This is a genomic window from Niabella drilacis (assembly GCF_900101395.1).
Lineage (GTDB): Bacteria > Bacteroidota > Bacteroidia > Chitinophagales > Chitinophagaceae > Niabella > Niabella drilacis.
In genome coordinates this window covers 37,467-62,548 of the sequence record NZ_FMZO01000022.1, presented here as the reverse complement: position 1 = coordinate 62,548, position 25,082 = coordinate 37,467, and the positions used below count along the sequence as shown (strand labels likewise).

Sequence of the window (25,082 nt, the reverse complement as noted above, 5' to 3'; positions counted from 1 at the left end):
ACCATTCACGGCGCTCCCTTTCCCGTTAACTGAACAGGTACTCCACATCCTCTTTGGTCAGTGATTTTACAAATCCCGATTCATCTGCGATCAGGTCTTTTGCCAGGGCTTTCTTCTTTTCCTGGAGCTTGAGGATCTTGTCTTCAATGGTATCCCGGCAGATCATACGGTATGCAAAGATACTTTTGGTTTGCCCGATACGGTGGGTACGGTCGATCGCCTGCTGCTCTACCGCCGGGTTCCACCAGGGGTCCACAATATACACATAGTCTGCCGCTGTAAGGTTCAACCCCACACCCCCTGCTTTTAATGAAATAAGAAATACCCGTACTTCTTCATTCTTCTGGAAGCTCTGGATCGCTTTTTCCCGGTCCGGCGCTGATGTGCTTCCGTCAAAATATTCGTATTTAATGCCCAGTTCTTCCAGTTTCTGCCGGATCAGGCCCAGCATTCCGAGGAACTGCGAAAAGATCAGGGCCTTATGATCGCTCATATTTTCAGTGATTTCCCGTACCAGCTCTTCAATTTTGATGGAGTGATTCTCAAAGGCTTCTTCCTCGTTCAATATAGCCGGGGAATCGCAGATCTGCCGCAATTTCATCAACCCCTGCAGGATCGTCATTTGCGAGCGGCCAATACCCTGCGTTTCAATATTTCCCAGGATCTTATCCCGGTAATCATTACGGTAGGCATCATAGATGGAGCGCTGCTCACTTTCCATCTCGCACCAAAGGATCATTTCCTGTTTTTCCGGGAGGTCCTTGGCTACCTGCTCTTTTGTGCGGCGCAGGATAAAGGGGTACAGTATTTTCCGCAGGTGCTCTTTCCGGTCGGCTTCGCCCAGTTTATCGATCGGGATGGCAAACTCCTGCCGGAAAAACTCAATGCTTCCCAGCATACCGGGGTTCAGGAAATTCATTTGCGCATAAATATCAAAGGTGTTGTTCTGCAGCGGGGTACCACTCATACAAAGCCGGTGCTTGGCATTAATCAGGTACGCCGCTTTGGTAACCTTGCTGGCCGGGTTCTTGATTGCCTGGCTTTCATCCAGCACGGCATAGTCAAAAGGAACGCTTACAAACAATTTTATATCACTGCGCAGTGTGCCATAGGTTGTAATAGTTACATCCTGCTTCATGATATCTTCCGCATTACGGGTACGGGTGGGCCCGTGATGAATGCGATAGGTAAGTGTGGGTGTAAATTTCTTGATCTCGTTCTCCCAGTTATAGATCAGTGTGGTAGGACAAATAACCAGGATCCGCGCATCGGGGTTCTGGGATTTGTGATGCTCCAGGTAGGAGAGTGCCTGAACGGTCTTACCCAAACCCATGTCATCTGCCAGGATGCCGCCCCAATTCACATTTTTTAAGTAATTGATCCATTGAAACCCTGCCATCTGGTAAGGCCGCAGTATCGGCTGCAGGTGGACCGGCGGCTCTATTTCATGGATCTTTTCAAAATCCCTCAGGCGGTTGTATTTTTCTTCCAGTTCAAAAACCAGCTCTTCTTCGTTCTTCAGTTCAAAAAGCTCATCTACCACGCTTTTATGATACTTGGAAAGTTTTAGATTGTTGTTGGCCCCTTCGCCCACCCGGAACAGGAGCGCATATTTCTTCAGCCATTCTTCCGGCAATACCCCCAGCGTACCATCACCCAGCTGCACATACATCTGTTTATTGGCCAGCGCCCGTTTTACATCGGCTATGGAAACCTGCTGATCGCCAAAAACGATATCCACCTTGGCATCAAACCAGTCGGTATTGCTGGAGATAAAGATCTTTGTTTGGGGTTTGGCCGTGTTAAAGCGGAAGTTCCGCAAAGCATCATAACCAAAAACGGGCACCTGCATCTCCTTCATGGCATCTACAAACAGGAAGAACCAGTTGTCTTTTAAGATCTCGTTGCCCTTCAGCGACAGGGTGCCGTTCTCCTCGTTCATCACCAGGTTAGAATGCAGGTTCCGGAGCCGGTCTACAAAGGCATTTTCCTTTTCTTTATTCCGGTGTATCGAAAGGATCTTGTCCCCTTCGGGGATCAGGAACACCTCTTTACCCAGCAGGTCTGTCTCATATCCTTTATAAGAGAACTGCGGCTTAAACACCAGGTGGTCCCCTTTTTCTATCAGCAATAATTTGGCCTCCGGTACAATGTTCTTCATTACATGAAGCATGGACGCATCAAAGTCTACCTTGTATTCCCGCGCCAGCGGCAAAATAAACTCATGCAGGGTTTCCGCCCACTGATCCGGTGCTATGATCATTTTACCGTTGGGTAAAAACCGTTCAATCAGCCCGATGCTTTCTGCATTGCTGAAAAGAAAGAGCTGATGGTTATACAGGAACAGCAGGGGACAGGGGCTTTCGTTCTGTTCTATGCCATGCACCATCCCTCTCAGGCGCACCAGGCAGTCGCAGCTAAATGCATCGTCTCCTTCTTTATCTACAAAAAACTCGGTAACGGCGGGCTCCGTAAAAATGTCGATCTGCTCAATATTACCGGTAACAAATGCTTTTCCCCGGGGCAACATAAATGCCAGGCCTTCTTCGCCGGCATCCGTAAGCAGCTTCCGCAACCGGGGCAGCATATATTCATTGATCAGCTGCCGGGTTTCATTATTGGCCTCTGTTGCCGGCTCGTCCTGTTCCCACAGGTTGTTAAAAGGGGTATTCCGGCTCACATACTTATTGATCTCCACATCCTGCAGCTTCCGAACGGCATTGAGCAGGCTGATGTCGTCCTCGCTGAAATCAGCCATATCAATAAAATGGCTTACATCCAGGGCGGCTGCCTTACCGGCAAAACCGGTTCCTGCCTCATTTACCTCCCCGGAAACTGCATGTACCTGAAAATAGGGATAGCTGGCCCGGTTAAAATCAAATACAATTCCCAGCTTTCTTGACGGCTGTTCCTCCACGGCCACGGCTTCCTCTTTTTCCACGGCCTGCAGGGGCTGGCGGATGGCTGCTGCTGCGGGTTTCTCCGCCGGGCTTAGCGTATTGATCCGCTTAATTTTGGGATCCAGTACCCTCAGGAAGGGCTTCCCGTCTTTAAAAACGAACTCAAACTTTCCTTTCAGGTCGTCATTGAGCGAGTATCCGTATGCTTCCAGTAATTTGTTCTTTTCCACATCCCGGTTACGGATGGTATCAAAATAGAACGGGCCGTGTTGTTTGATCAGCTGCAGGAAAACGATAACCTTGGGCAGGCCCAGCGGGTGGTCCGTATCCTCATAATCGCAGCTGGTATCAAAGTTGCGCTCTTCATTCTTTTTGATGGCTACTTTATATTCCTTTCCCTCCAGGGCTACAATGGCCCTTACCGTTTCATCCTGCGCATACACGATCTTTGCCTTTTTTTTCTGCAAAAACCGTTCAGCCTCATTAAATGTTTCCGGTGCACAAAGATGCCGGATCGACCGGATATCCAGGTTCCGGATCTTTACCACGGTGTGGCGCTGATCATAATATACCTCTTCATCTTCAAGCTGCCCTTTGTCCATCAGCTCCTGTAGCTGGAAAAGCGCCGCCACTTCGTGCTTGCAAACCTCTCCCAGGTTATAGGGGCAGTTACACTTTAGTGAAAGATTTTTGGGATCGTTGAATTTTTGAATATGTACTTTATAAAAGGTACTGTAAGAGTCATCCTTAACCCTGAAAAAAACACTCCCGGTGAGCTTATCGTATTCGATCAGCTCTACAAATCCAAGCGCAAATGTTTTTTTCCCCCTGCGGATCACTTCATCTGTACCGAAGGTATAAACGTGTTTCAATAAATGTGGTAATGCCAAACCGCTGTTATTATGCTTAATTAATAATGCCTTGTATTGCCGCTTCCGCTTGCCGGGCTATGATGCCGCGGAGCCCATACCGCCGGCTGGGCTACAAAAAGGACAATCGGCAAAAATAAAAGAATCTTATCCGCTTTTCCTATTATTTACTCAAGATTTTGAGAAAATTTATATTATATAATTAATGGGAAAAAACCTATCTTTAGGGGTTAGCCCTGCCGGATCAGCCGGCCTTCTTTATAAAGCGGCAGTACATCCGCAACATCTTCCTGCAAACAAAAAGCAATATCATCGATATAACCAAACCGGTCTACCAGGCGATGATAATGTGTAAGGTTTTTTGAAAAACCAGGCAGGTCGTTCCTGTTTTGCCGGTACATATACTCCGCCATAAAGGAACTGTCGCAATGAATGGAGAAGTGCTCTTTTACCCGGGCGATGACAGCGCCTGCAAACAGGGTATCTTCCAGGTTAAACTTATCCTTCCAGCCTGCGCAGGCCAGCACCACATTCTTCTGTTGTGCGGTTAAATAGTTACAAACCGATGAAAGGTTGGGGAAGGAGCCGGTAATGATATTGTCTGCGCCCTGTTCCAGTGCCATATGCAGCAAACGGGTTCCGTTGGTGGTGGTCAGTACCAGTACCTTATCTTCAATAAAGGCTCTTTTGTATTCCATGGGAGAGTTGCCGTGGCTGAGGCCTTCGGCCAGTTTCCCATCCCGCTCACCAGCAGCAATACCGCCCGTTGCCGCGCTGATCTCAATCGCTTTGGGCACAGAGTCAACAGGGATCACGTACCGGGCCCCGTTGTAAAGCGCCGCTGCGATGGTAGATGTGGCCCTGAAAACATCAATTACAACCACCACGGTGTTGTTGAGGTCGTAAAGCTGGATCAGTGCCGGAGAAAGAGAGGTATAAAGTGTTGGTTGATGACTCATCTGATAAAAATAGCTCAGGCAAAAGGCAGTTTTACCACTTTTGCTTTTAATAATTTGTCGCGTACTTTAATAAATAAAGGTGTTTCAAACGATGCAAACGCAGATTTTACATAGCCCAGCCCGATGGCTTTTCCAAGGGAGGGGGACTGGGTGCCGGATGTAACGGTCCCGATCATGGTACCGTTCTCATCACAGATCTCGTACCCGTTACGGGGAATACCCCTGTCCTGCAGTTCAAATCCAACCAGTTTGCGTTCCACACCTGCTTCCTTCTGCTGCTTCAGCAGGTCGCCGGCGGTAAACGGCTTTGTAAATTTGGTGATCCAGCCCAGCCCTGCATCCAGGGGAGTAGTGGTATCGCTCAGGTCATTGCCGTAAAGACAATAGCCCATTTCCAGGCGCAGGGTATCCCTGGCTGCTAAACCAATGGGTTTTAACCCTTTGGGGCCACCTTCCGCAAAAATGGCATCCCATATTTTATCGGCGGCGCCGTCCTTGTCTTCAAAATAGATCTCAACGCCCCCGGCACCGGTATAGCCGGTGGCGCTGATGAGCACGTTATCCACACCGGCAAACCGGCCTTTTTCAAATGTATAGTACTTTAAATTGAGTATATCTGTGTCTGTAAGGGCCTGCAGGATCGCAGTGGCATTGGGCCCCTGTATGGCCAGCAGTGCTGTTTTAGCAGAGATATCGTGCATTTCAGCCCCTTCTGTATTATGATCACTGAGCCACTTCCAGTCCTTTTCTATATTGGCCGCATTGACAACGATCATGTATACTTCATTCTCTTCGATGCAATAAATAATCAGGTCGTCCACAATACCGCCCTGTTCATTGGTAAAGCAGCTGTACTGTGCCTGGTTCTTCTTCAGTTTGGCGGCATCGTTGGTCGTAACCCGTTGTATCAGGTCCAGTGCTTTGGGCCCTTTGAGGATGAATTCGCCCATATGGCTTACATCAAACACTCCGGCATTCTTTCTTACCGTCTGGTGTTCTTCATTGATACCGGAATAACTGATGGGCATGTTATACCCGGCAAATTCAGCCATCTTGGCACCCAGCTCCAGATGCTTCTTTGTAAACGGGGTCTGCTTCATATACACAAAATTTTGGCTGCAAATTTACGGGATAGGGCGGGAGAAATCTTAAAAACAATTTTTTGAAAAACCTGTGCCCTCTTTAAACACATACCACAGATCTCCGTCAAAACAGGTAAACCTATTATTATGAAGACCCTATTCACCATTCCGGGTGCGATTTGTCTCTTTGTTGCCTGTTTTTCCTGCCGGAAGCAACCGGTTCCGCCGGCAGCGGCAGACCGCTTTAAAGTCACCGTAACCAATGGTTACGGAAGCGGGTATCACCAGCCGGGCGATACGGTACATATTTTTAGCCTTGCCCTGGCGAGCAACCAGGTCTTTGCCGGCTGGAGCGGCCATAACCCGGCCTTACTAAGGGCGCCGGATGAATGGCATACCTGGTTTATAATGCCCGGGGAGAATGTGGACCTTACCGGTACTACTGCGCCTGCAGCAACGTTTGTGCTGCAGTTTGAACAGTGCCAGGGCAAAGACCGGGTGAAACCGGTTTATTATTATTTTCCTGCCCGGCCTAAAGGGATCGTTTACCTGCTGCACGGGACCAGCGGCAGTGCACAGGCACTGGTTGCAGGCTTTGAATGGCAGCAAATGATCAAAGACCTGGTACATGATCATTTTGCCGTACTGATAACGGAAGCAGAAGAGGCAACGGCGGGTAAGGATCTGAACGGTGATGGCTCTATCCGGTGGAATACCCTTCCCTGGGATACCCTTACCAATGCAGACTACGCCAACATCCGTATTATAACCCATACCTTTTATCAGCGGGGGCTGCTGCCGGCCGGTTTGCCCAAATATGCAGTAGGTATGAGCAATGGCGGCAATTTTGCAACAGCGCTTTCCACGATCTGCCGGTTTGACGCGGGTGTCAGCTACTGCGCTCCTTCCGGTGGGCAAATTGCACAAATGACCGGTACCCCGCTTCAGTTCTGCATGGCCCGGTTTGACCAAAACCCCAATGTAGGGCCGGCCGGCAATGCCGCTGCGCTTGCCAATGCGCAAACGCTTGCCAGCCGTGGCATCAGCAGCGGGTACCTGGTTCAGGAACGCTCACCCCTGTACCCCGAACGGTTTGCCCGGAGCGGCCAGCTGAGCCTTGAAGCATCTGCGGCGGTTTTTAATGAATTAAAACAAAAAGGATACCTGGACCCGGCATATTATTTTATGGATCAGCCCGATGAGCTACGCTCCGCATACCAGGCAAACCCCGCTGCATTTCCACAGCTGAACGGCCTGGATATAGATCAGCGGATGTTCGTTTTTCAGCAGCTGAGCCTTGCAGTTGCCGACCATCATATGTACAGCGATTATAATAAGGCCACCTTAAAATTCCTGAATACATTCATCAAATAGCCTGTTCCTTTGTATGATGGTATTTGATCCAAATGATCTATCTTAACAAAATGAAGTCCGTTCTTTTCACTATTTTCATATACGCTATAATGTCCAAAACATTTGCACAGGTAAAAAACGATCCCTGGCTGATGGAGCTGTTGCAAAAGCAGGGATCCCCCTTATTAAGATCGGTACTGGATCAGCCCGGAGTTTACCAGTACCAGCTGATTTACACGGAAATAAAAAGGGACCGCCATCAAAAGCCCACTTTTATCAACCATTACCTGAATGTAGACCGCAACCGTTATTTTAACCCCGCATCCACCGTAAAAATGCCTGTGGCCTTTGCCTCCCTTGAAAAACTAAACAGGCTGGGTAAAAAGGTTACAGCCCAATCCCCCATGCTTACCGACAGCGCTTTTAGCGGACAAACTGCCGTGAAAAATGATCCGACTGCGGAGAGCGGCCTCCCCTCCATTGAACATTATATTAAGAAGATCTTCCTTGTAAGCGATAATGATGCTTATAACCGGCTTTACGAATTTATGGGGCAAAAGGAACTGAATGAAACCCTATGGAAAAAGAACTACAACGATACCCGCATCACCCGTCGCTTTGTTCCGATGACGCCCGAAGAAAACCGGCATACCAATCCCATCCGGTTTCTTAACAATGGCCAAACCATATACACACAGCCGGCAACGTACAGCGATCTTCAGTTCCGGTTTCCCAAAACAAAGATACTGGTAGGCAAAGGACATTGGGATCAAAATGACAGCCTGATCAATGAGCCCATGGATTTTACCACCCATAACAACCTGCCGCTGGAAGATGGCCAGCGACTGCTGCGCAGTGTACTGTTCCCGGAATCTGTGCCGGCCCGCCAGCGGTTCCGTTTAACAGCAGACAACTACCGGATGTTGTATACTTATATGTCCGAGCTTCCCTATGAGAGCCGGTTTCCGGCTTATGACACTGCGGAGTTCTTTGACAGTTATACCAAGTTCTTCTTTTTCCGCTCGGGCAAAGAAAAGATCCCGGATCATATACGTGTATTTAATAAGGCCGGGTGGAGTTACGGGTTTCTTACAGATTACTGTTATGTTGTTGACTTTAAGAATAAGGTAGAGTTCATGCTTAGTGCTACACTTTATGTAAATAAGGACGGCATCCTCAATGATAATAAATATGAATATGAGGAAACGGGATATCCTTTCTTTAAGGAGCTGGGCAATATTATTTATGATCATGAGCTGCATCAAAAAAAGAGCGTTGCTCCGGATTTAAACCGCTGGAAGCTCACTTACGATTAGCACAAACATTTGTTTGTTTTAAACGTTATTCTATCAAAAAAAAACTGTAGCCCCATACCTGATGCTGTATACCGGTTGATCCGGAACAACATTTCAACTATTTAATACAACAAATCATAGGGGTTATTTGCCAATTGGTTGTAATAGGACAGGTATCTACTTTTTTTGATTTAATTTTGCAGTATGCAGTTCGATAAAATTCACAACAAAGGTCAGGCACGGCTTTTTAAGAACGATTACCTGGAGATGCTGACCAAAACACATCCGTTGGTTATTTGGGGTATGTACATTCCCGTTATCGCATATATGTTGTATTACAGTCACAGCCACTATAACTACACGGTGGGCTATGTGTTCCTGATATTCTTTATCGGTATCTTTTTCTGGAGCTTTTTTGAATATATTGCCCACCGGTTCATCTTCCACTGGGTAAGTGATAACCCCGCGGCTCAAAAAATCGCTTATGTAATGCACGGCAACCATCACCACTATCCGCGGGACCGGCAGCGTTTATTTATGCCCCCGGTACCCAGTATTATCATTGCATCGGTTTTGCTGGGAGTGTTTTATCTCATCCTGGGTTCCCGTGCGCTTATGTTTTTCCCGGGCTTTATGCTGGGCTACCTCATGTATGGCACCATGCACTATGCGATCCATGCCTGGAACCCACCCTTTAAATGGATGAAAGGGTTGTGGAGAAACCACCACCTGCATCATTACAAAGATGAGCACAAAGGCTTTGGGGTAAGCAGCACCATCTGGGATCATGTGTTTGGTACCATGTTCGATCTTAAAAAGGAAAAAGAAGACAAAGAGAAGGTAAAAGAGCTGATGTTTGATAAAAAGAAATGACACCGGTTAACGGCCGGTAATGCATAAAAAATCTGCGGTTGTTTTCCGCAGATTTTTTTTATGTCCGACTGACAACTATTTTATTTTGTCATTTTTGCAATTATATCAATCTTTTTTCGTTCTTTAGAGGTTGAGAAATGTTATAAACCTTGTAAAGTTGTGCCGGGCCCCTTGCCTGGTGGAAAAAGTGATGATTGTTTTTCAGTTGATCCGGGTTAAACCTCTATTAACCGGACAAAGGAAAGAGATAAGATTGCCGGGATTTTCTGGTTGATCACGTTGAATGAAGGCCGTGTGTCCACTGTCTGACTTGACCCTCTGTATTTAGACAGTGCTGTTTAGAAATTAGCGACAAATTAACAGGAATGTTGATTACATATCTTCCGGTAAGGAACAGTCAGATATTGTAAGCAGCATTTGCGGGAATATTTTATACAATTACTAAACCAGAAATGCTATGTACAGATCGCAGCAATTGTTTTGCCATGCCCGTTATACGCGGCCATTTAAGCGCCCTCCGCTTACAATGTTTTTGCTCCTTGTTTTTCTTCTGATGGGCTTTTCTCCGTATGAAAGTCTTGCAAAAAACACGGGAACTGCGCCTCCGGAGAAAACGATCACCGGGAAAGTTACCGATGAAGCGGGGACACCCATTGACGGGGTTTCTGTTTTGCTGAAGGGATCCAATACCGGGGTAGTAACAGATGCCCAGGGTGTTTTTTCGATAAAGGTACCCAACAGCGGAGGTACCCTGGTAATTTCCCATGTGGGGTACCAGGAGCAGGAAGTGATCATTGGCAGCCAGGCTACGATCAGCGTAATGCTCCGGAGCAGCGCCACAGAGCAACTGACAGACGTAGTAGTGGTGGGTTATGGCAAGCAGAAAAAGGTAACGGTTACGGGTGCTGTAACGCAGGTGAAGGGAGCCGTGCTTGAAAAGTCGCCCACGGTGAACCTGTCCAATGCGCTGGCAGGCCGGTTACCGGGTGTAACCGCCATGCAGCGCAGCGGAGAGCCGGGGGGCGATGGTTCTACCCTCCGCATCCGGGGTACCAACACGCTGGGGAACAGTGCTCCTTTAGTAGTTATTGACGGAGTGCCGGACCGTGCGGGTGGACTGGAGCGTCTGAACCCTGCCGAAGTGGAGACCATGTCGGTTTTAAAAGATGCCTCGGCGGCTATTTATGGTGCGCGTGCTGCCAACGGGGTCATCCTGATCACCACCAAACAGGGTAAAACCGGTAAGCCAATGGTGAGCTATGATTTTAGCAGGGGATGGCAGCAGCCTACAACGATCCCCAAGATGAGCAACTCTGCACAATATGCGGAACTGATGAATGAACAAAAGTTATTTTCGGACGTACCGTATGCCGAATGGGATGCAGCCTGGAAGGCCTTTAAAGAAACCGGCACCTATACCAAAAAGGATGGTAAGATCGCATCGGCGTATTATACACCCGATGATGTAAAGAAGTTTGCAGACGGGTCCAGCCCGCTCACCCACCCTAATACCGACTGGTACAATACCGTATTTAAAAAATGGTCTGCACAGCAAAATCATACCCTTCAGATAAGCGGTGGATCCGAAGCGGTAAAATACCTGGCCTCCCTGGGCTATTTAAGCCAGGATGCTTATTATAAAAATTCGGCTACCGGGTACCAGCAATATGATATCCGGATGAACCTGGAAGCCAAGGTAAACAAGTATATAACGACTACTATCGGCATCAGTGGCCGCGAAGAATACCGCCGCTACCCAACCGTATCCGCTGCAACTATTTTCCGGATGCTGCTCCGCGGTAAACCCACGGAGGTTGCTGTATGGCCCAACGGGCTTCCGGGTATGGATATTGAAAACGGCCAAAACCCCGTGGCTATTACCACCGGTGCCACCGGGTACGACCGGAACCGGAGGGATTATATCCAGACCAACGGCCAGGTGGACATTACCAATCCTTGGGTGAAGGGATTAAAACTGACCCTGCAGGGTGCGGTGGACAAATACATCCGCCGCGATAAAACATTTGCCACCCCCTGGTATTTGTATAGCTGGGATAAAAAAACCTATGAGGCCGATGGCGTTACGCCCAAGCTCACCAAAACCCTGCGCTCCACCTTTACAGAGCCGGATCTGCGGCAGGCCGATGAAGCCGAGCTACGCGTGAACCTGGTGGGTATGTTAAATTATGACCGCGTTATTAATGAAAATCATACCATTGGCATCATGGCAGGTATACAAAGGGAAACAAGGGATGGTGACAATTTTTGGGCACGGCGCAAAAGCTTTGTTTCTGATGCCCTCGATATCCTGGACGCGGGTAATACCGACCGGCAGGAACTCGGTGGCAGTGCCTTTAACAGGGCCACACTGAGCTATTTTGGCCGGGCTACCTATAATTACCGGGAAAAATATCTGGCTGAATTCTTATGGCGTTACGACGGATCCTATTTTTTTGCAGTAGATAAGCAATTTGGCTTCTTTCCGGGTATACTGGTGGGCTGGAATATCTCCAAGGAGAAATTTATGGAAAATGTGCGGTTCTTGAATAATCTGAAACTCCGCGCCTCCTACGGCCAGATGGGTAACGACCAGGTGGAGTTTAACGGGGTTTCTCCCGAATATGGCTTTATATCCCTTTACCAGTATGGAACGCGGGTCGTAAATGGCAAGGTTGTAAAATCTTTGGTAGAACCCATTGTTCCCAACCCCGCATTTACCTGGGAGGTGGCGGATAATGCCAACATAGGCCTGGAGGGATCCATTCTGAACAATAAGGTCAATTTTGAGTTTGAAGTATTCAAAAACCAGCGGAAACAGATCCTGATCCAACGTTTGGGCTCTACCCCGCTTAGCTCCGGTATTGTATCAAAGTTGCCCCCGGTAAACGGCGGCCAGGTAGAAAACAAGGGTTTTGAATTTACCCTGGGCTATAACGGGCGGGTCAGTGATTTTAACTACCAGGTAAGTCTGAACGGCGCCTATACCAAGAACAAAGTGATCTTCTGGGATGAGAACCCGGGCGTGCCGTCCTACCAACGTGCCACCGGCCATCCTTTTGGTACCAGCGGGTATGCTTTCCTGGCATATGAGTATGACGGGGTATTTAAAGATGCTGCAGATATAGCCGCCACTACCGCCAAGATCAGCTATAGTGATGTAGAAAAAAACCTGCGTCCCGGCGATATGAAGTTCAAGGATATAAATGGAGACAGTAAGATCAATGCACTGGACCAGGTAAGACTGGATAAGACAAGGGACCCTGTATACACAACCGGCCTCAATATTAATATGGCCTATAAATCCTTTGACCTGTCCGTTCTTTTCTATGGCGCCTTTGGAGGATTACAACTGCTCAACTTTAACGAAACCGGGGAGTTTGGTAACTGGTTAGACTACAGTTATAACCACCGCTGGTCTGCAGATAATCCCAGCAGCGTGGACCCCAGGCTGGTAAGCCGTACCAATACCTACTATACCTCCGGCTACCGCAATAATACGTATTGGTTAAGAAGCAATAATTACGTGCGGTTCAAAAACTTTGAACTGGGCTATACGCTGAATTCTGCCATCGGGAACCAAATCGGCATCAAACAGTTCCGGGTTTACTTAAGCGGGCAAAACCTGGTTACCTGGGAAAAGCTGAAACTATGGGATCCGGAGGGCACCGCAGAGAACGGGTATATTTATCCGCAGTCAAGGATCATGAGCGTGGGTGCAAGGTTAACTTTCTAAAAATTATACAGCAATGAAAAAAGCAATATATATCAATACCCTGTTTCTTTTAGCGGCAAGCCTGGTGTTTACGGCCTGTAACAAGGGATTCCTGGATACACAGTCCCAAAATAGATTTCCTGCAGATGTAACCTGGTCCGATGGGAACCTTGCCCAGGCCTTTATTAATGGCTTGTATGCAGGGTTATACGAAGGGGGCTTCCAGGAGGAAATGCTGGCCAGTCTTACCGATGAAGCCATCTTTACCCATGCCGGCAGGGGCATCAACACTGTAAATGAAGGCAACCTGAACCCCTCCAATCCTGGCTTTATGGATGCCCACACTGAATGGGGCAATATGTACAATATTATCCGCATGACCAACCTGGCAGTAGAGGGCCTTGCTACCGCCACTTTTGACAATCCTGCCTTAAAACAAAAGCTGGAAGGTGAGGCCCGGCTGCTGCGTGCCTACTACTACCACCAGCTCCTGCGTTTTTACGGGGGGATACCGCTGATCACAAAATCGTATAAGCTCAATGAAGATTACAGCGCTGCCCGCAATACCTACGCAGAGGTAAGTGATTTTATTATAAAAGAGGCCGATGCGGCGTATACCTTGCTGAAGGATAAACAAATGCAGCGGGGTGATGTTTCGGCCCTTACCGCACTGGCGCTAAAATCCCGTCAATTGCTCTATGACGCCAGCGACCTGCATGATATGCCTACGGCCAAAGCCAAGTCTGCCGTACTTGCCGCCTATGGCAAACCGGAGCTCCTGGGCTTTGTAAGCGGCGACCGGAAGGCCCGCTGGACAGCCGCTCGGGATGCTGCCAAAAAAGTACTGGACGAAGCTGTTGCAGGGTATAAAACCAACCTTGCCGCTCCTGTATCCTTTGACCAGGCCAAGAAAAACTACCTGTCCATCGCCATGGGAGGGGGCAGCAAACATCCGGATGCTGATCCGGCCATAACCTCCACCAATGAATCGATCTTTGAAAGGACCTTTAGCCGGGACCTGGACGAAGGCGCCCAGCAGCATGGCCTGCGCCAGGGGCCCAATGGTTATAATAACTGGGCGGGTAATACGCCTATTGAGGAGCTGGTAGACGATTATGTGATGATGGACGGAACAAAATTTGACTGGAACAATCCGGCTGAAAAAGCCGACCCTTATGTAAACAGGGAAGCCCGATTCTACATTTGTTTTCTTTATGACGGTGCGCCCTGGAAACCCCGCGGCAGAACAGAAGATCCGGCCAACGAAATACAAACCGGTTCTTATACCATGAATGGTACTACCATTCCGGGCCTTGATACAAGGCTGGGGCCCATCGAAAACTGGAACGGCAGCTTTACCGGGTATTATTTCCGCAAATTCGTCGATCCCGATCCCAATCTTCGTGATAACTCCGGACGCCAGTATATACCCTGGCCCTTCTTCCGGTATACAGAAGCTATGTTTAACTACATCGAAGCCTGTATTGAACTGGGAGAGGACGGTGAGGCACGCACCTGGCTCAATAAGATCCGGTTCCGGGCAGGGCTGCCGGCTGTTACCGAATCCGGGGACGCCCTTCGCCAGCGTTACCGCCTGGAAAAAAGAGTGGAAATGGTTTTTGAGGAACAACGCTATTTTGACGCAAGACGGTGGATGATAGCCCCGCAAACCCTTGGCAGGAAAACCACCTATATACAGGTAAGAGGGGTGCTGAAACCGGGGGCCACTGCGCCTTCTCCCTACCGTAAGGATAAAACAAAATTTGATTATACCTATACGCCGGTGGAAACCAATAGCCTGGAAAACCGTATCTGGCTGGACAAAATGTATTACCGCCCCATCCGCCTGGATGAAATCCAGAAAAATAAATTGCTGGATGGAAGTCAAAACCCCGGCTACGAATAGGTTCCGGACCCTTTAGTAAAAAATCTATGCCATCTTTTGCATGGCATAGGTTTTTGCTTTTAAACTCCGCTGCTTTTCAGCCGGTTTAACTAACTTAATAGCAGCCATTTTACACAAAATATTTATACATTAATGGTTTTACGCAACAGACAGGCACCGTTGTTATTGCTGGTGTGCATATTGCATAGCATTGCCGGCTGTCGTTTTTCTGAAACAAAAGAACCACCTGAAAGCAGCCGGCCTCTATTTACATTGCTGTCACCGGAGCAAACCCAGGTGCACTTTGCCAATACGCTTACGGAAGGCCCCAATACCAATGTGCTGATGTACGAATACTTTTACAACGGCGGAGGGGTTGCTGTAGGCGATATGAACGGGGACGGCTTGCTGGATATCTATTTTTCCGGCAACATGGTGGATAATAAACTGTACCTGAATAAGGGCAACATGCTGTTTGAAGATATCACATCCATAGCGGGGGTAGCCGGCAGACCAGGCCCCTGGAAAACCGGCGTCACTGTCGCAGATGTCAATGGCGATGGCCTGCCGGATATTTTTGCATCCTACTCCGGAAAGCTAAAAGGCCTTAAACGGGCCAACCAGCTGTTCATTAATAAGGGGAACGATGCAGCCGGCAAACCCCGCTTTGAAGATCAGGCAAAGGAATATGGCCTTGCAGACTCTGCCTACAATACACAGGCCTACTTTTTTGATATGGATAAAGACGGCGACCTGGATGTACTCCTTCTCAATCATAATCCCAGCACCTTGCCCGTGCTGGATGAAGCCGCCACCGATGCCATACTGAAAACGCCCGGCAAAGAAACGGGCATACGTCTTTTTAAAAATGAAAACAATCATTTTTCGGATATAACCCCGGGCTCCGGTATCAGCAGCTCGCCGTTCACCTATGGGCTTGGAGCCGGTATTGCAGATATTGACGGCGATGGCTGGCAGGATATTTATATTTCAAATGACTATAGTGCCCCCGACTATTTATATATCAATAACCGCAATGGCAGTTTTACCAATAAAATCCAGGCGATGGTAAGGCATACCAGTCACTTTTCAATGGGAAATGATATCGCAGATATCAATAATGACGGGCTGCCGGATATTTATACCCTCGACATGCTGCCGGAAGACAACCGTCGCCAGAAACTGCTGTTTGCGCCTGACAATTATGAAAAGTTTGACCTTCTTTTACGTACCGGCTGTTATTACCAGTACATGCGTAATATGCTGCAGCTGAATAACGGTGATGGCACTTTTAGCGAAATAGGCCAGGTAGCGGGCATCTCCAACACAGACTGGAGCTGGGCACCCCTGTTTGCAGACTATGATAATGACGGGCTGAAAGATCTGTATGTGACCAACGGCTTTCAGCGCGACTTCACGAACATGGACTTTATGAAGTATATGAACGATTTCCTCCAGGGCAAAGGAAGACTTAACCGGGAAGCCGTGCAGGAACTGGTAGCACAGATACCTTCATCCAATGTAACCAACTATATGTTCCGGAATAACGGTAATCTTTCTTTCAGCAATACCGGAAAAGAATGGGGTCTGGCGCAAACCTCCAATAGCAATGGTGCGGTTTATGCCGACCTGGACAACGACGGAAACCTGGACCTGGTTGTAAATAATATCAATGCACCGGCGTTTATTTATAAGAACAATGCCAATACTGTTTTAAACCATCATTATCTGGACGTGCAGTTAAAAGGAAGCGGTAAAAATACTGCAGGCATTGGTGCCCGGGTAACGGTTTATAGCAAAGGACAACAGCAGCTGTGTGAGCAAATGCCTTCAAGAGGGTATCAATCCACGGTTTCGCCGGTACTGCATTTTGGATTGGGCAGCCAAACCGGCATCGATTCACTCCGCATCGTATGGCCTGGTGGTAAACAGCAGGTGCTTGCAAATATTAAAGCAGATCAGCGGTTAACGCTGGAGGAAAAAAATGCCGCTGCTGTTTACAGGACTGCAGCAGCCCCGCAGCCATTTTTTGTTGAAGTAAAATTACCCATTCCGTATGCTGATGCCGTTACGCCCCTCAATGATTTTAAACGGCAGCCGCTGCTGGTAAACCCGCTTTCCTTTTCAGGTCCCTGCATGGCAAAGGGCGATGTCAATAATGACGGACTGGACGATGTATATATAGGAGGCGGGGACGGGAAAAGCGCGGCCCTGTTCATCCAGCAAAAAAACGGCTCATTCATCCGCAAACCCCAGCCTGCTTTCGATGCGGATCAGCTCAGCGAAGACGCGGACGCTGTTTTTACCGACATCAATAACGACGGGTATATGGACCTTTACATAGCAAGCGGTGGTTATCACAATTATGCGGCTGATGACCCACTGTTACAGGACCGGGTCTATACGAACGACGGTAAAGGAACATTTACCCGTAACCCCAATGCCCTGCCCCCGCTGTTGGTGAGCAAAGGCTGCGTGCGGCCCGTGGATATTAACGGGGACGGATTTATGGATTTTTTTGTGGGGGGAAGGGTTGTTCCCGGCAGCTATCCCGTTACACCGGAAAGCTATATCCTGGTTAACAACGGCAAAGGCATCTTCGCCAACAAAACGGCCGCAATAGCACCACAGCTTCAAAAGCTGGGAATGATCACTGATGCTGTATGGGTGGATGTAAACCAGGATAACAAAAAAGACCTGGTGGTGGCGGGGGAGTGGATGCCCGTTTCTGTTTTCATCAACAACAATGGAACCTTACAAAATAAAACAGGAGACTATTTTTCAAAAGATACCCGGGGGCTGTGGAACCGGTTGGTTGTTGATGACTTTAATAAAGATGGCAAGCCCGATATTATTGCCGGTAATACCGGCCTCAACACACAGCTGAAAGCCGGTGATACCGAGCCGGCGGAAATGTACTATAAAGATTTCGATAACAACGGCTCCATCGATCCGATCCTCAATTGCTATATACAGAAAAAATCATATCCTTATATAACGAGAGATGAGCTTTTGGACCAGATCAGCATGATGCGCACCCGTTTTGCGGATTACAAAAGCTATGCAGACGCTACTTTAAAAGAGATCTTCTCTGCCGAAGAAATGTCCGGTGCACAGCATTTACAGGCCAGCCATCTTCAGACTTCGTTTTTTGAAATGGGCGCCGATGGAAAATTTCATGAGAAGGTGCTGCCCGTACAGGCGCAGTTTTCGCCGGTATTTACCATCAGTGTGATGGATTATGACAAGGACGGCAACAAGGACCTGCTGCTATGCGGCAATATCAACCACGCCCGCCTGCGCTTCGGAAACTATGACGCCAGCTACGGGTTATTGCTCCGGAATGATGGAAAGGGAAATTTTAGTGCTGTTGGCCAGCAGCAGTCCGGGTTTCATATTACGGGAGATGTCCGGAGTGTGCTGGCCGTTAATCATTGCCTGCTATTTGGGATTAATCAGCAGGAATTAAGAGCGTACAAACTTCATTGAGAAAAACTATGATATCAAAAAAAGCTTTTTTCCTTTTATTGTTATTGATTGCCTGTAAACAACCCCGGTCAAACGCACCGGAGCTTAAGGCCATAGCCATTAATAATATACTAACGGCTATGACCGATATCATGATCCATGATATTACCAACCCTCCGCTGGCGGCAAGGTTTTTTGCTTACTCCTGTCTTGCCGGGTATGAAGTTGTAGCCCAGCACGATACGGCTTTCAAAAGTATGTATCAAAAACTCAACGGTTACCCGGATATAAAAAAGCCCGATTCCATAACAGGCTATTCCTACCAGCTGGCGGCATTGCTTGCCATTATGGAAACCGCAAAAAAACTGCAGCCCTCCGGCAGCCTGGTAGGCGCCTACCAGCAGCATTTTTTGGACTCTTGTAAACGGGTTGGCTACGATGATGCCCTTATAAAAAACTCGTTGCGTTATGCCGGTACCATCAGCAAACAAATACTTGCCTGGGCTAAGGCAGACGGGTACAACAAAATAAGCAATTACCCGCGTTATACACCTGTTAATAAGGAAGGGTGTTGGTATCCCACACCACCGGCATTCTTGCAGGCGGTAGAGCCCTGGTTCAAAACCGTTCGTTCATTTACGCTGGATTCCGCAACCCAGTTTATACCGCCGCCGCCCGTGGCCTTCTCAACCAGCAGGGACGCTGCATTTTATAAAATGCTCGACGCCCTTTATAAAGAGCGGATCCACCAGGACCCCGCCCATACCGCTATCGCAGGCTTTTGGGACTGTAATCCTTTTGCCGTGCAGGATAACGGGCACCTGCAGGTAGGGCTCAAAAAGATCTCTCCCGGTGCGCACTGGCTGGGTATTACGGGCATTGCCTGTCTCAAAACCCAAAAAGGCTTTAACCAGTCACTGCAAATACATACAATGGTAGCCGTCGGCCTTATGGATGCATTTATCTGCTGCTGGGACGAAAAATTCAGAAGCAACCGTATAAGGCCCGAAACAGCTATCCGGAAATATATTGACCCCGGTTGGGAGCCCTTGCTGCAAACACCCCCGTTTCCCGAATACCTGAGCGGCCATTCAGTCATTTCGGCCACCTCTGCGACCATCCTCACTCATTTTTTTGGAGATCATTTTTCGTATACCGATAGTGTGGAAGTAAGCTACGGTCTTCACCCACGGTCATTTACCTCTTTTCAGCAAGCGGCTGTTGAAGCAGGCATTTCCCGGTTCTACGGGGGCATTCACTTTATGGATGCCATAGACAACGGGCGCGCCCAGGGGCTAAAAGTAGGCCAATGGGTTGTTGATAAAGTGGCCCTTCCGGCACATTCAGAATAACATACACCGGGCAAGGATGGAGGAATATACTCTCTGTATTACGCGAAGCCCTTCAAAGCGCTGATTTAAACCAGCCACGGCAAAGCCGTTGTAAAATGATCCGGGCGCTGCAGGAACCCGCGTTGTGGTGCCGCTTTTCAGAATCAGAACAGTATAAGAGGAGCGCTATCAGCGACCGGTGGCTGGCCGCTGTCCCCCCGTCATTTTAATATTTAACGAAGCCCGTAACAGAATAGTGTAGAAGCTTTCTTATTTTTGCCGGGCATGTTAATGAAAATACATACCAGGGACCTGGTAAAGCGTTACGGTGAGCGCACGGTGGTGAACCACGTTTCTTTTGAGGTGAACCAGGGAGAGATCGTTGGGTTGCTGGGGCCGAATGGCGCCGGGAAAACCACATCGTTCTACCAGGTGGTGGGCCTGATCAAGCCTGATGAAGGAGATGTATTTTTAGATGACCTGAATATTACCAAACTGCCCATGTATAAACGGGCGCAGATGGGAATCGGGTACCTGCCCCAGGAAGCCTCTGTTTTCCGGAAACTGAGCGTGGAGGACAATATCGCAGCGGTGCTGGAAATGACCAAACTTTCCAGGGCTGAGCAAAAGGAAAAGCTGGAGTCATTACTGGGTGAGTTTCGCCTGGGACATGTGCGCAGGAGCAATGGGGATGTACTGAGTGGTGGTGAGAGAAGGCGGACCGAAATAGCCCGGGCCCTCGCCGTAAACCCGAAATTTATCCTGCTGGATGAGCCGTTTGCGGGGATCGACCCGATCGCTGTAGAAGATATTCAAAGCATCGTAGCCCGTCTTAAATACAAGAATATCGGCATCCTGATCACCGATCATAATGTAAATGAGACCCTTTCTATCTGCGACCGGGCGTATCTCCTGATCGATGGAAAAATATTTGAAAAGGGCACGGCGGAGGAACTTGCTGCCAACGAGCAGGTACGCCGCCTGTACCTGGGGCGGAACTTTGAGCTGAAACGCAAGGACTACCTGCACGAAGAAGCCCAGCAGAGCGCTTCGGGAAACCTGCGGGTAGAAAATGAGTAGATGCCCGGCCTACCCGGCAGAAGGCTGATCTTCCGGCTCTTCCAGCTTGTGATCTTTTGAAAACTGGTTGCGGTGATCCGTAAACCTGCTGATAACCTCCCCAACCTGCTCGATCGTAGTATTAATATTTTCGTGTATATCCGGAAGCGCCAGCTCCAGCACGCCCACCCCAAGATTGATGTTTTCGGCTTCTACCTGGGCTATCTTTTTTAGAACGGCTGTTTCACTGTTTTTAAGGTCTTCCAGCTCCCGAAGAACCTTATCCATTACGGCTAATTTTTCTCTTTTATCCATAATACGACTTTTGATTTGCATTTACCGGCTCAATACCCGGGTTCTGGTAAGAGTGCTCAAACATTGTGCAAGAGTGCGTCGTCTTATGGTTCTTTTTCCGGAATTCCTGCTTTTTAAGTAAAAAAAGACTAATTATCTAAAAAGAGGTCGGTATATAGTTTTTCCCCGGGTGTAACAGCGTAGGAGTCAAAGTTAGCAATGCCTGCCGCCTCCAGGACCTGCTCGTCGGTGAAGCAATTTCCGGTGCATTCTCCGGCGCTTTTTTGTAAAATATAAAAAGCAGCATCTGCTACTATCTGCGGGTTGCGGCTCTTGCTGGCCAGGGCCTGCCCGCCCAGCAAGTTGCGCACTGCTGCAGTGTCGATCGTTGTTTTGGGCCATAAAGCATTGGCTGCAATCGGTATATCTTTAAACTCAGCAGCCCATCCCAGGGTAAGCAGGCTCATATTGTACTTTGAAATGGTATAGGCAATATGAGGTCCCAGCCACTTAGGGTTGAGGTTAACCGGCGGCGACAGGGTAAGGATATGCGCATTGGCCGATTTTTTCAGGTGAGGCAGGGCCGCCTGTACCATCAGGAAACTCCCTCTTACATTGATTTCCTGCATCAGGTCGTACCGCTTCACAGGTGTAGAGGCTGTATCGGTGAGGGAAATTGCAGAGGCATTGTTTACAAGAATGTCAATACCGCCAAATTTGGCAACCGCCTGCTCCATTACATTTTTTACCTGGTCTTCCATCCGCACGTCGCAGGCAACCGGCAATGCCCGGCCCCCAGCAGCTTCAACTTCTTCAGCAGCAGAATAGATGGTTCCGCCCAGTTTTTCGTTTTCGGTCACTGATTTGGCGGCTATTACAATATTGGCTCCTGCTGCTGCCAGCTTAAGGGCAATCGCTTTGCCGATGCCCCGGGTAGCACCGGAAATAACAACGGTTGTATCTTTAAAAATCATAAGGTTAAGGTACGAAATCCGCTTCAATCTGCGCCATCCCCTGAACGGGAAAGGGGGCAACACTTTTTGTCCTGGTGTTTCACAGGCAATACGAATCAGCGTAACCGGCCCTGCGCCGCTCCTTACATGTAGCCCCCGGAACAAAGACGTTATACATCCAGCCGCTTTTCGAATGCCCGCCGGGCGGCACCTCTGAAATATACTTCCCCGCAGTAGGTATAGCCCAGTTTTTCCAGTATCTGCAGCATTGCTGTATTGTCGAAGTTGGTATCGATCCGGATGCTTCCGGTGCCCTGTTGCCGGCACAGTTCTTCTGCCGCGGCCATGACCCAGGTGCCCAGTCCTTTTATGATCACTTCCTGGTTTACAGCCAGCCGGTGTATAACTGCGTAAGGCTGGTTGGTAAGCCATTGGCCTTCCAGTGCTTCATAAGCGGGTTCCCCGTCAAAGATGAGGGCGGCATATGCAACAGTGCTTCCTGTTTCATCCATGCATACATATCCGTATCCTCTTTCAATATCCCGGGCTACTACAGCAGGGTTAGGATAGCCATCCTGCCATTGGGTACTGCCTTCCTGGCGGCGCTTTTCAATAGCCTGCAGCAGCAATTGCCAGATCATTCCGGCATCCTTTGTACGGGCTTTTTTCAGTATCAGATTTTTTTCCAGCGCTGTGGTCATATTGCATATTTGTTCCTGTTGCAATACTCGGTAAAAAAACAGGGATGAGCAACTCCGATGATAAAGGGGGCCTGTAAAGGCTGTTAATCCCACCAGAAATACAGCCGCCTGGTGTTCCTTAGTTCTTTGGCAAGTTCTTCCAGCGATCCGGCGCCCTGCTCAACGGCATCCGGGCATACTGTGTATACTTCCTTTGCCAGCAGGTTCCAGTCTGCCGGCGGCTGATGAATGATGAACTCGCAGTAATCGCCGGAGGCGCCGATCAGTTCCAGCTGGTATTTCTTATCCAGGTCTTTAATAATGGTTAACAGGCTGTCATTGGTAATATCATAGTTAATGCCATCTGTTCCCATTTGCTTCAGGATGCGATACGGATCGGTTTCTTTAACAATTCCCACACTGTGTTCCCCCTTACCGGCCTCACCGGTTAACTCTACTTTAAAAATCGAATATCCTTTACTTTTTAGGCCGTCCTTTAATTTATAGATCAGCTCGTAGGCATTATCTTCCGTTTCGTTAAAAATAATACCGGGTAAGCGGATGGGATCCGGTTCCGTTACTTTATTGTTTGCATACATCTTACTACGGGAATAATGAAAAGGTGCTACCGGCGCCTGGCTATACTTTCGCAGTTCCTGTATAACGGGCGGGTCCAGGTGCAGGCTATCTGTAATAGCCTCTTCCTGCTTTGTAAGTGGATAACCGTTGCTTTCGGTTTGCCCGGAGCAGCTGAAGAATAGCATAATATATAGAATGAAGCGAGAGACCGCCTGCCGGCACCCGCTATCGGTTTTCACCCCCGTAAATCTGCTGTTCACCCCTTTTTATTCCCTGTTCTGCCATAAACCGCTTGACATACCGGCCCTCCTGCTGCTATTTTTGAATCAACAAACCAATTAAAACTTTAAAACGCCCGTAACCGGGCATAAAATTTAAAACAATGAAACTCTTTATTCTTACCGCTGTTCTTTCTCTTGGATTAAATGCAATGGCTGCTGTTCCTGCTACTCCTGCCGTAAATGAAAAAGTGATGAAGACCTTTAACCAGGTATTTGCCGGTGCCCGGGACGTGCAATGGAATGCCACTGCCGGTTACAGCGAAGCCAGTTTTCGTTCCGGCGCTATCGCTACACGTGCGGTGATCGACAATAGCGGCGCCCTGATCCGCACGATCCGTTATTACGGGCAAAATGAGCTGCCTTCCAATGTGCTGTATAAGATCCGGAAGCAATATGATGGCAAAGCTATATTTGGTGTTACAGAAGTGACCAATACCGCAGGCACCCTTTATCATGTGGTTATAAAAGACAGCCGGAATTTATTTAATGTTACTGTAGACAATAACGGCAGCGTTTTAAAAACAGTAAAATACAAAAGAGGAGATCTTTGATCCCCCGGGGCGTTATTGATCATAATAACAGGGGCTGCCTTCAAAAGGGCAGCCATTTTTGCTGCTATGCATATATGTAGATAAAAAAGGGGGCATGAGCATCCTTTTTTCCCATAAACTTTCGTTTATGAAGTTGTAATATGTACTTCAACGATAGTCTCTAAAACTTATAATCAGGGCCAGGTACTGCTACTTCCACCGGATTTGGACGAGCTGATCGAAAAACGCCAGTGAGAGTAACCAATGCGGTACTTAACCTCCTGAATATTGATTCTATCAGCGCCAAGTACAAAGGAGGATGCGGCTCGAGTTATCACCAACGCTTGCTGCTTAAGGTATTAATTGCAATAGCTCACAACCTTCCATAGTTTACAAAAGCCACCCAAACAAAGCAAAATATCAGTATGACCGCATAAGTCGGAACCAAAGCTATTTCACATATACAAAAACATTAATATAAAATTATTGTTTAGCTTTCCGCTCCTAAAAATGAAAAACCGTCCCAATTACTTTTGAGACGGCTTCGCTGGTAAAATATAAAAACGACAACTCCTTATTGCTGTGCCTGCCTGTTTCTTCCGCGCTCCATGCGTTCTTTCATTTTTGCGTTCAGTTTTTCAACCTGCTCTTTTGTAAGGATCTTCTCGCGTGCTTCTTTTTGCTTGGTACGCATCTCCTTCATCTTGTCTTTCTTCTGATCATCGCTGAGGGAGCTGTCATCCCGAAGCGCCTTCATTTGTTTCCAGTTATCCTCATCCTGGGCTTTTAATTTGTCTTTCTGGTCTTTTGTCAAATTAAGATCCGGATCATCCCACATGGCTCCCCGACGGTTGTTCATGCTCCTTTCGGATCTTTCTTTTTTGGGGGCATCCTGGGCTACTGCAGCAGAAGCGCTGAACAGGCTTACGATTGCGGCGATTAAGATTGTTTTTTTCATTTTTTGTTTTTTAAGTTTAAC

General features: G+C 48.2%; 17 protein-coding genes. 9 read left to right on the top strand and 8 right to left on the bottom strand.

Annotated features, from left to right (window positions below):
• Positions 1 to 25 precede the first annotated feature (25 nt).
• The 3 genes from BLS44_RS23665 to gcvT all read right to left on the bottom strand — a co-directional run bounded on the left by BLS44_RS23665 (position 26) and on the right by gcvT (position 5,828).
• Positions 26 to 3,790, bottom strand: a complete 3,765-nt coding sequence (locus BLS44_RS23665) for a DEAD/DEAH box helicase (protein WP_176954534.1) — start codon at positions 3,788 to 3,790, stop codon at positions 26 to 28.
• A 209-nt stretch (positions 3,791 to 3,999) separates the two neighbouring features.
• A complete protein-coding gene (locus BLS44_RS23660) occupies positions 4,000 to 4,728 on the bottom strand; it encodes a 2-phosphosulfolactate phosphatase (RefSeq protein WP_090393105.1) in 729 nt (242 codons plus the stop codon).
• A 14-nt stretch (positions 4,729 to 4,742) separates the two neighbouring features.
• Entirely contained in the window at positions 4,743 to 5,828 is a 1,086-nt protein-coding gene (gcvT, locus tag BLS44_RS23655; protein WP_090393103.1) for a glycine cleavage system aminomethyltransferase GcvT, read from the bottom strand.
• A 129-nt stretch (positions 5,829 to 5,957) separates the two neighbouring features.
• Here gcvT and BLS44_RS23650 point away from each other — a divergent pair, with 129 nt between their 5' ends.
• From BLS44_RS23650 to lptB, 8 genes are all read left to right on the top strand, one after another.
• Positions 5,958 to 7,184, top strand: coding sequence for a hypothetical protein (locus BLS44_RS23650; protein WP_090393102.1), 1,227 nt, complete (start codon positions 5,958 to 5,960; stop codon positions 7,182 to 7,184).
• Positions 7,185 to 7,273: 89 nt separating this feature from the next.
• Positions 7,274 to 8,479, top strand: a complete 1,206-nt coding sequence (locus BLS44_RS23645; RefSeq protein WP_245729387.1) for a serine hydrolase — start codon at positions 7,274 to 7,276, stop codon at positions 8,477 to 8,479.
• Between the two features lie 183 nt (positions 8,480 to 8,662).
• Positions 8,663 to 9,331 carry a sterol desaturase family protein gene (locus tag BLS44_RS23640; protein ID WP_090393098.1) on the top strand — a complete coding sequence of 223 codons (669 nt, stop codon included), beginning with the start codon at positions 8,663 to 8,665 and terminating at the stop codon, positions 9,329 to 9,331.
• Positions 9,332 to 9,788: 457 nt separating this feature from the next.
• Positions 9,789 to 13,064 (top strand): SusC/RagA family TonB-linked outer membrane protein, encoded by a 3,276-nt coding sequence (locus BLS44_RS23635; RefSeq protein WP_090393097.1) that lies wholly within the window; start codon positions 9,789 to 9,791, stop codon positions 13,062 to 13,064.
• A 13-nt stretch (positions 13,065 to 13,077) separates the two neighbouring features.
• Positions 13,078 to 14,949 (top strand): RagB/SusD family nutrient uptake outer membrane protein, encoded by a 1,872-nt coding sequence (locus BLS44_RS23630; protein WP_090393095.1) that lies wholly within the window; start codon positions 13,078 to 13,080, stop codon positions 14,947 to 14,949.
• 132 nt (positions 14,950 to 15,081) lie between these two features.
• Complete coding sequence (locus BLS44_RS23625) at positions 15,082 to 18,417, top strand: VCBS repeat-containing protein (protein WP_090393093.1); 3,336 nt, start codon at positions 15,082 to 15,084, stop codon at positions 18,415 to 18,417.
• 8 nt (positions 18,418 to 18,425) lie between these two features.
• A complete protein-coding gene (locus tag BLS44_RS23620) occupies positions 18,426 to 19,748 on the top strand; it encodes a vanadium-dependent haloperoxidase (RefSeq protein ID WP_090393091.1) in 1,323 nt (440 codons plus the stop codon).
• Between the two features lie 264 nt (positions 19,749 to 20,012).
• Positions 20,013 to 20,807: an LPS export ABC transporter ATP-binding protein gene (lptB, locus tag BLS44_RS23615; protein ID WP_176954533.1), complete on the top strand. Its 795-nt coding sequence runs from the start codon at positions 20,013 to 20,015 to the stop codon at positions 20,805 to 20,807.
• 9 nt (positions 20,808 to 20,816) lie between these two features.
• Here the strand turns inward: lptB and BLS44_RS23610 are convergent, their stop codons facing one another.
• The 4 genes from BLS44_RS23610 to BLS44_RS23595 all read right to left on the bottom strand — a co-directional run bounded on the left by BLS44_RS23610 (position 20,817) and on the right by BLS44_RS23595 (position 23,477).
• Entirely contained in the window at positions 20,817 to 21,101 is a 285-nt protein-coding gene (locus BLS44_RS23610; protein ID WP_090393088.1) for a hypothetical protein, read from the bottom strand.
• A 128-nt stretch (positions 21,102 to 21,229) separates the two neighbouring features.
• A complete protein-coding gene (locus tag BLS44_RS23605) occupies positions 21,230 to 22,054 on the bottom strand; it encodes an SDR family oxidoreductase (protein WP_090393086.1) in 825 nt (274 codons plus the stop codon).
• 149 nt (positions 22,055 to 22,203) lie between these two features.
• Positions 22,204 to 22,734 (bottom strand): GNAT family N-acetyltransferase, encoded by a 531-nt coding sequence (locus BLS44_RS23600; RefSeq protein ID WP_090393083.1) that lies wholly within the window; start codon positions 22,732 to 22,734, stop codon positions 22,204 to 22,206.
• Positions 22,735 to 22,817: 83 nt separating this feature from the next.
• Positions 22,818 to 23,477 (bottom strand): DUF4253 domain-containing protein, encoded by a 660-nt coding sequence (locus tag BLS44_RS23595; protein ID WP_090393081.1) that lies wholly within the window; start codon positions 23,475 to 23,477, stop codon positions 22,818 to 22,820.
• A 197-nt stretch (positions 23,478 to 23,674) separates the two neighbouring features.
• Between BLS44_RS23595 and BLS44_RS23590 the strand changes: the two genes are divergently transcribed.
• The gene (locus tag BLS44_RS23590; RefSeq protein WP_090393079.1) at positions 23,675 to 24,124 is read left to right on the top strand and encodes a hypothetical protein; all 450 of its coding nucleotides are present in this window, start codon (positions 23,675 to 23,677) and stop codon (positions 24,122 to 24,124) included.
• A gap of 553 nt (positions 24,125 to 24,677) precedes the next feature.
• On the opposite strand, the gene BLS44_RS23585 is transcribed toward BLS44_RS23590, so the two are convergent.
• Positions 24,678 to 25,061, bottom strand: a complete 384-nt coding sequence (locus BLS44_RS23585) for a hypothetical protein (RefSeq protein ID WP_090393078.1) — start codon at positions 25,059 to 25,061, stop codon at positions 24,678 to 24,680.
• Between the last annotated feature and the right edge of the window lie 21 nt (positions 25,062 to 25,082).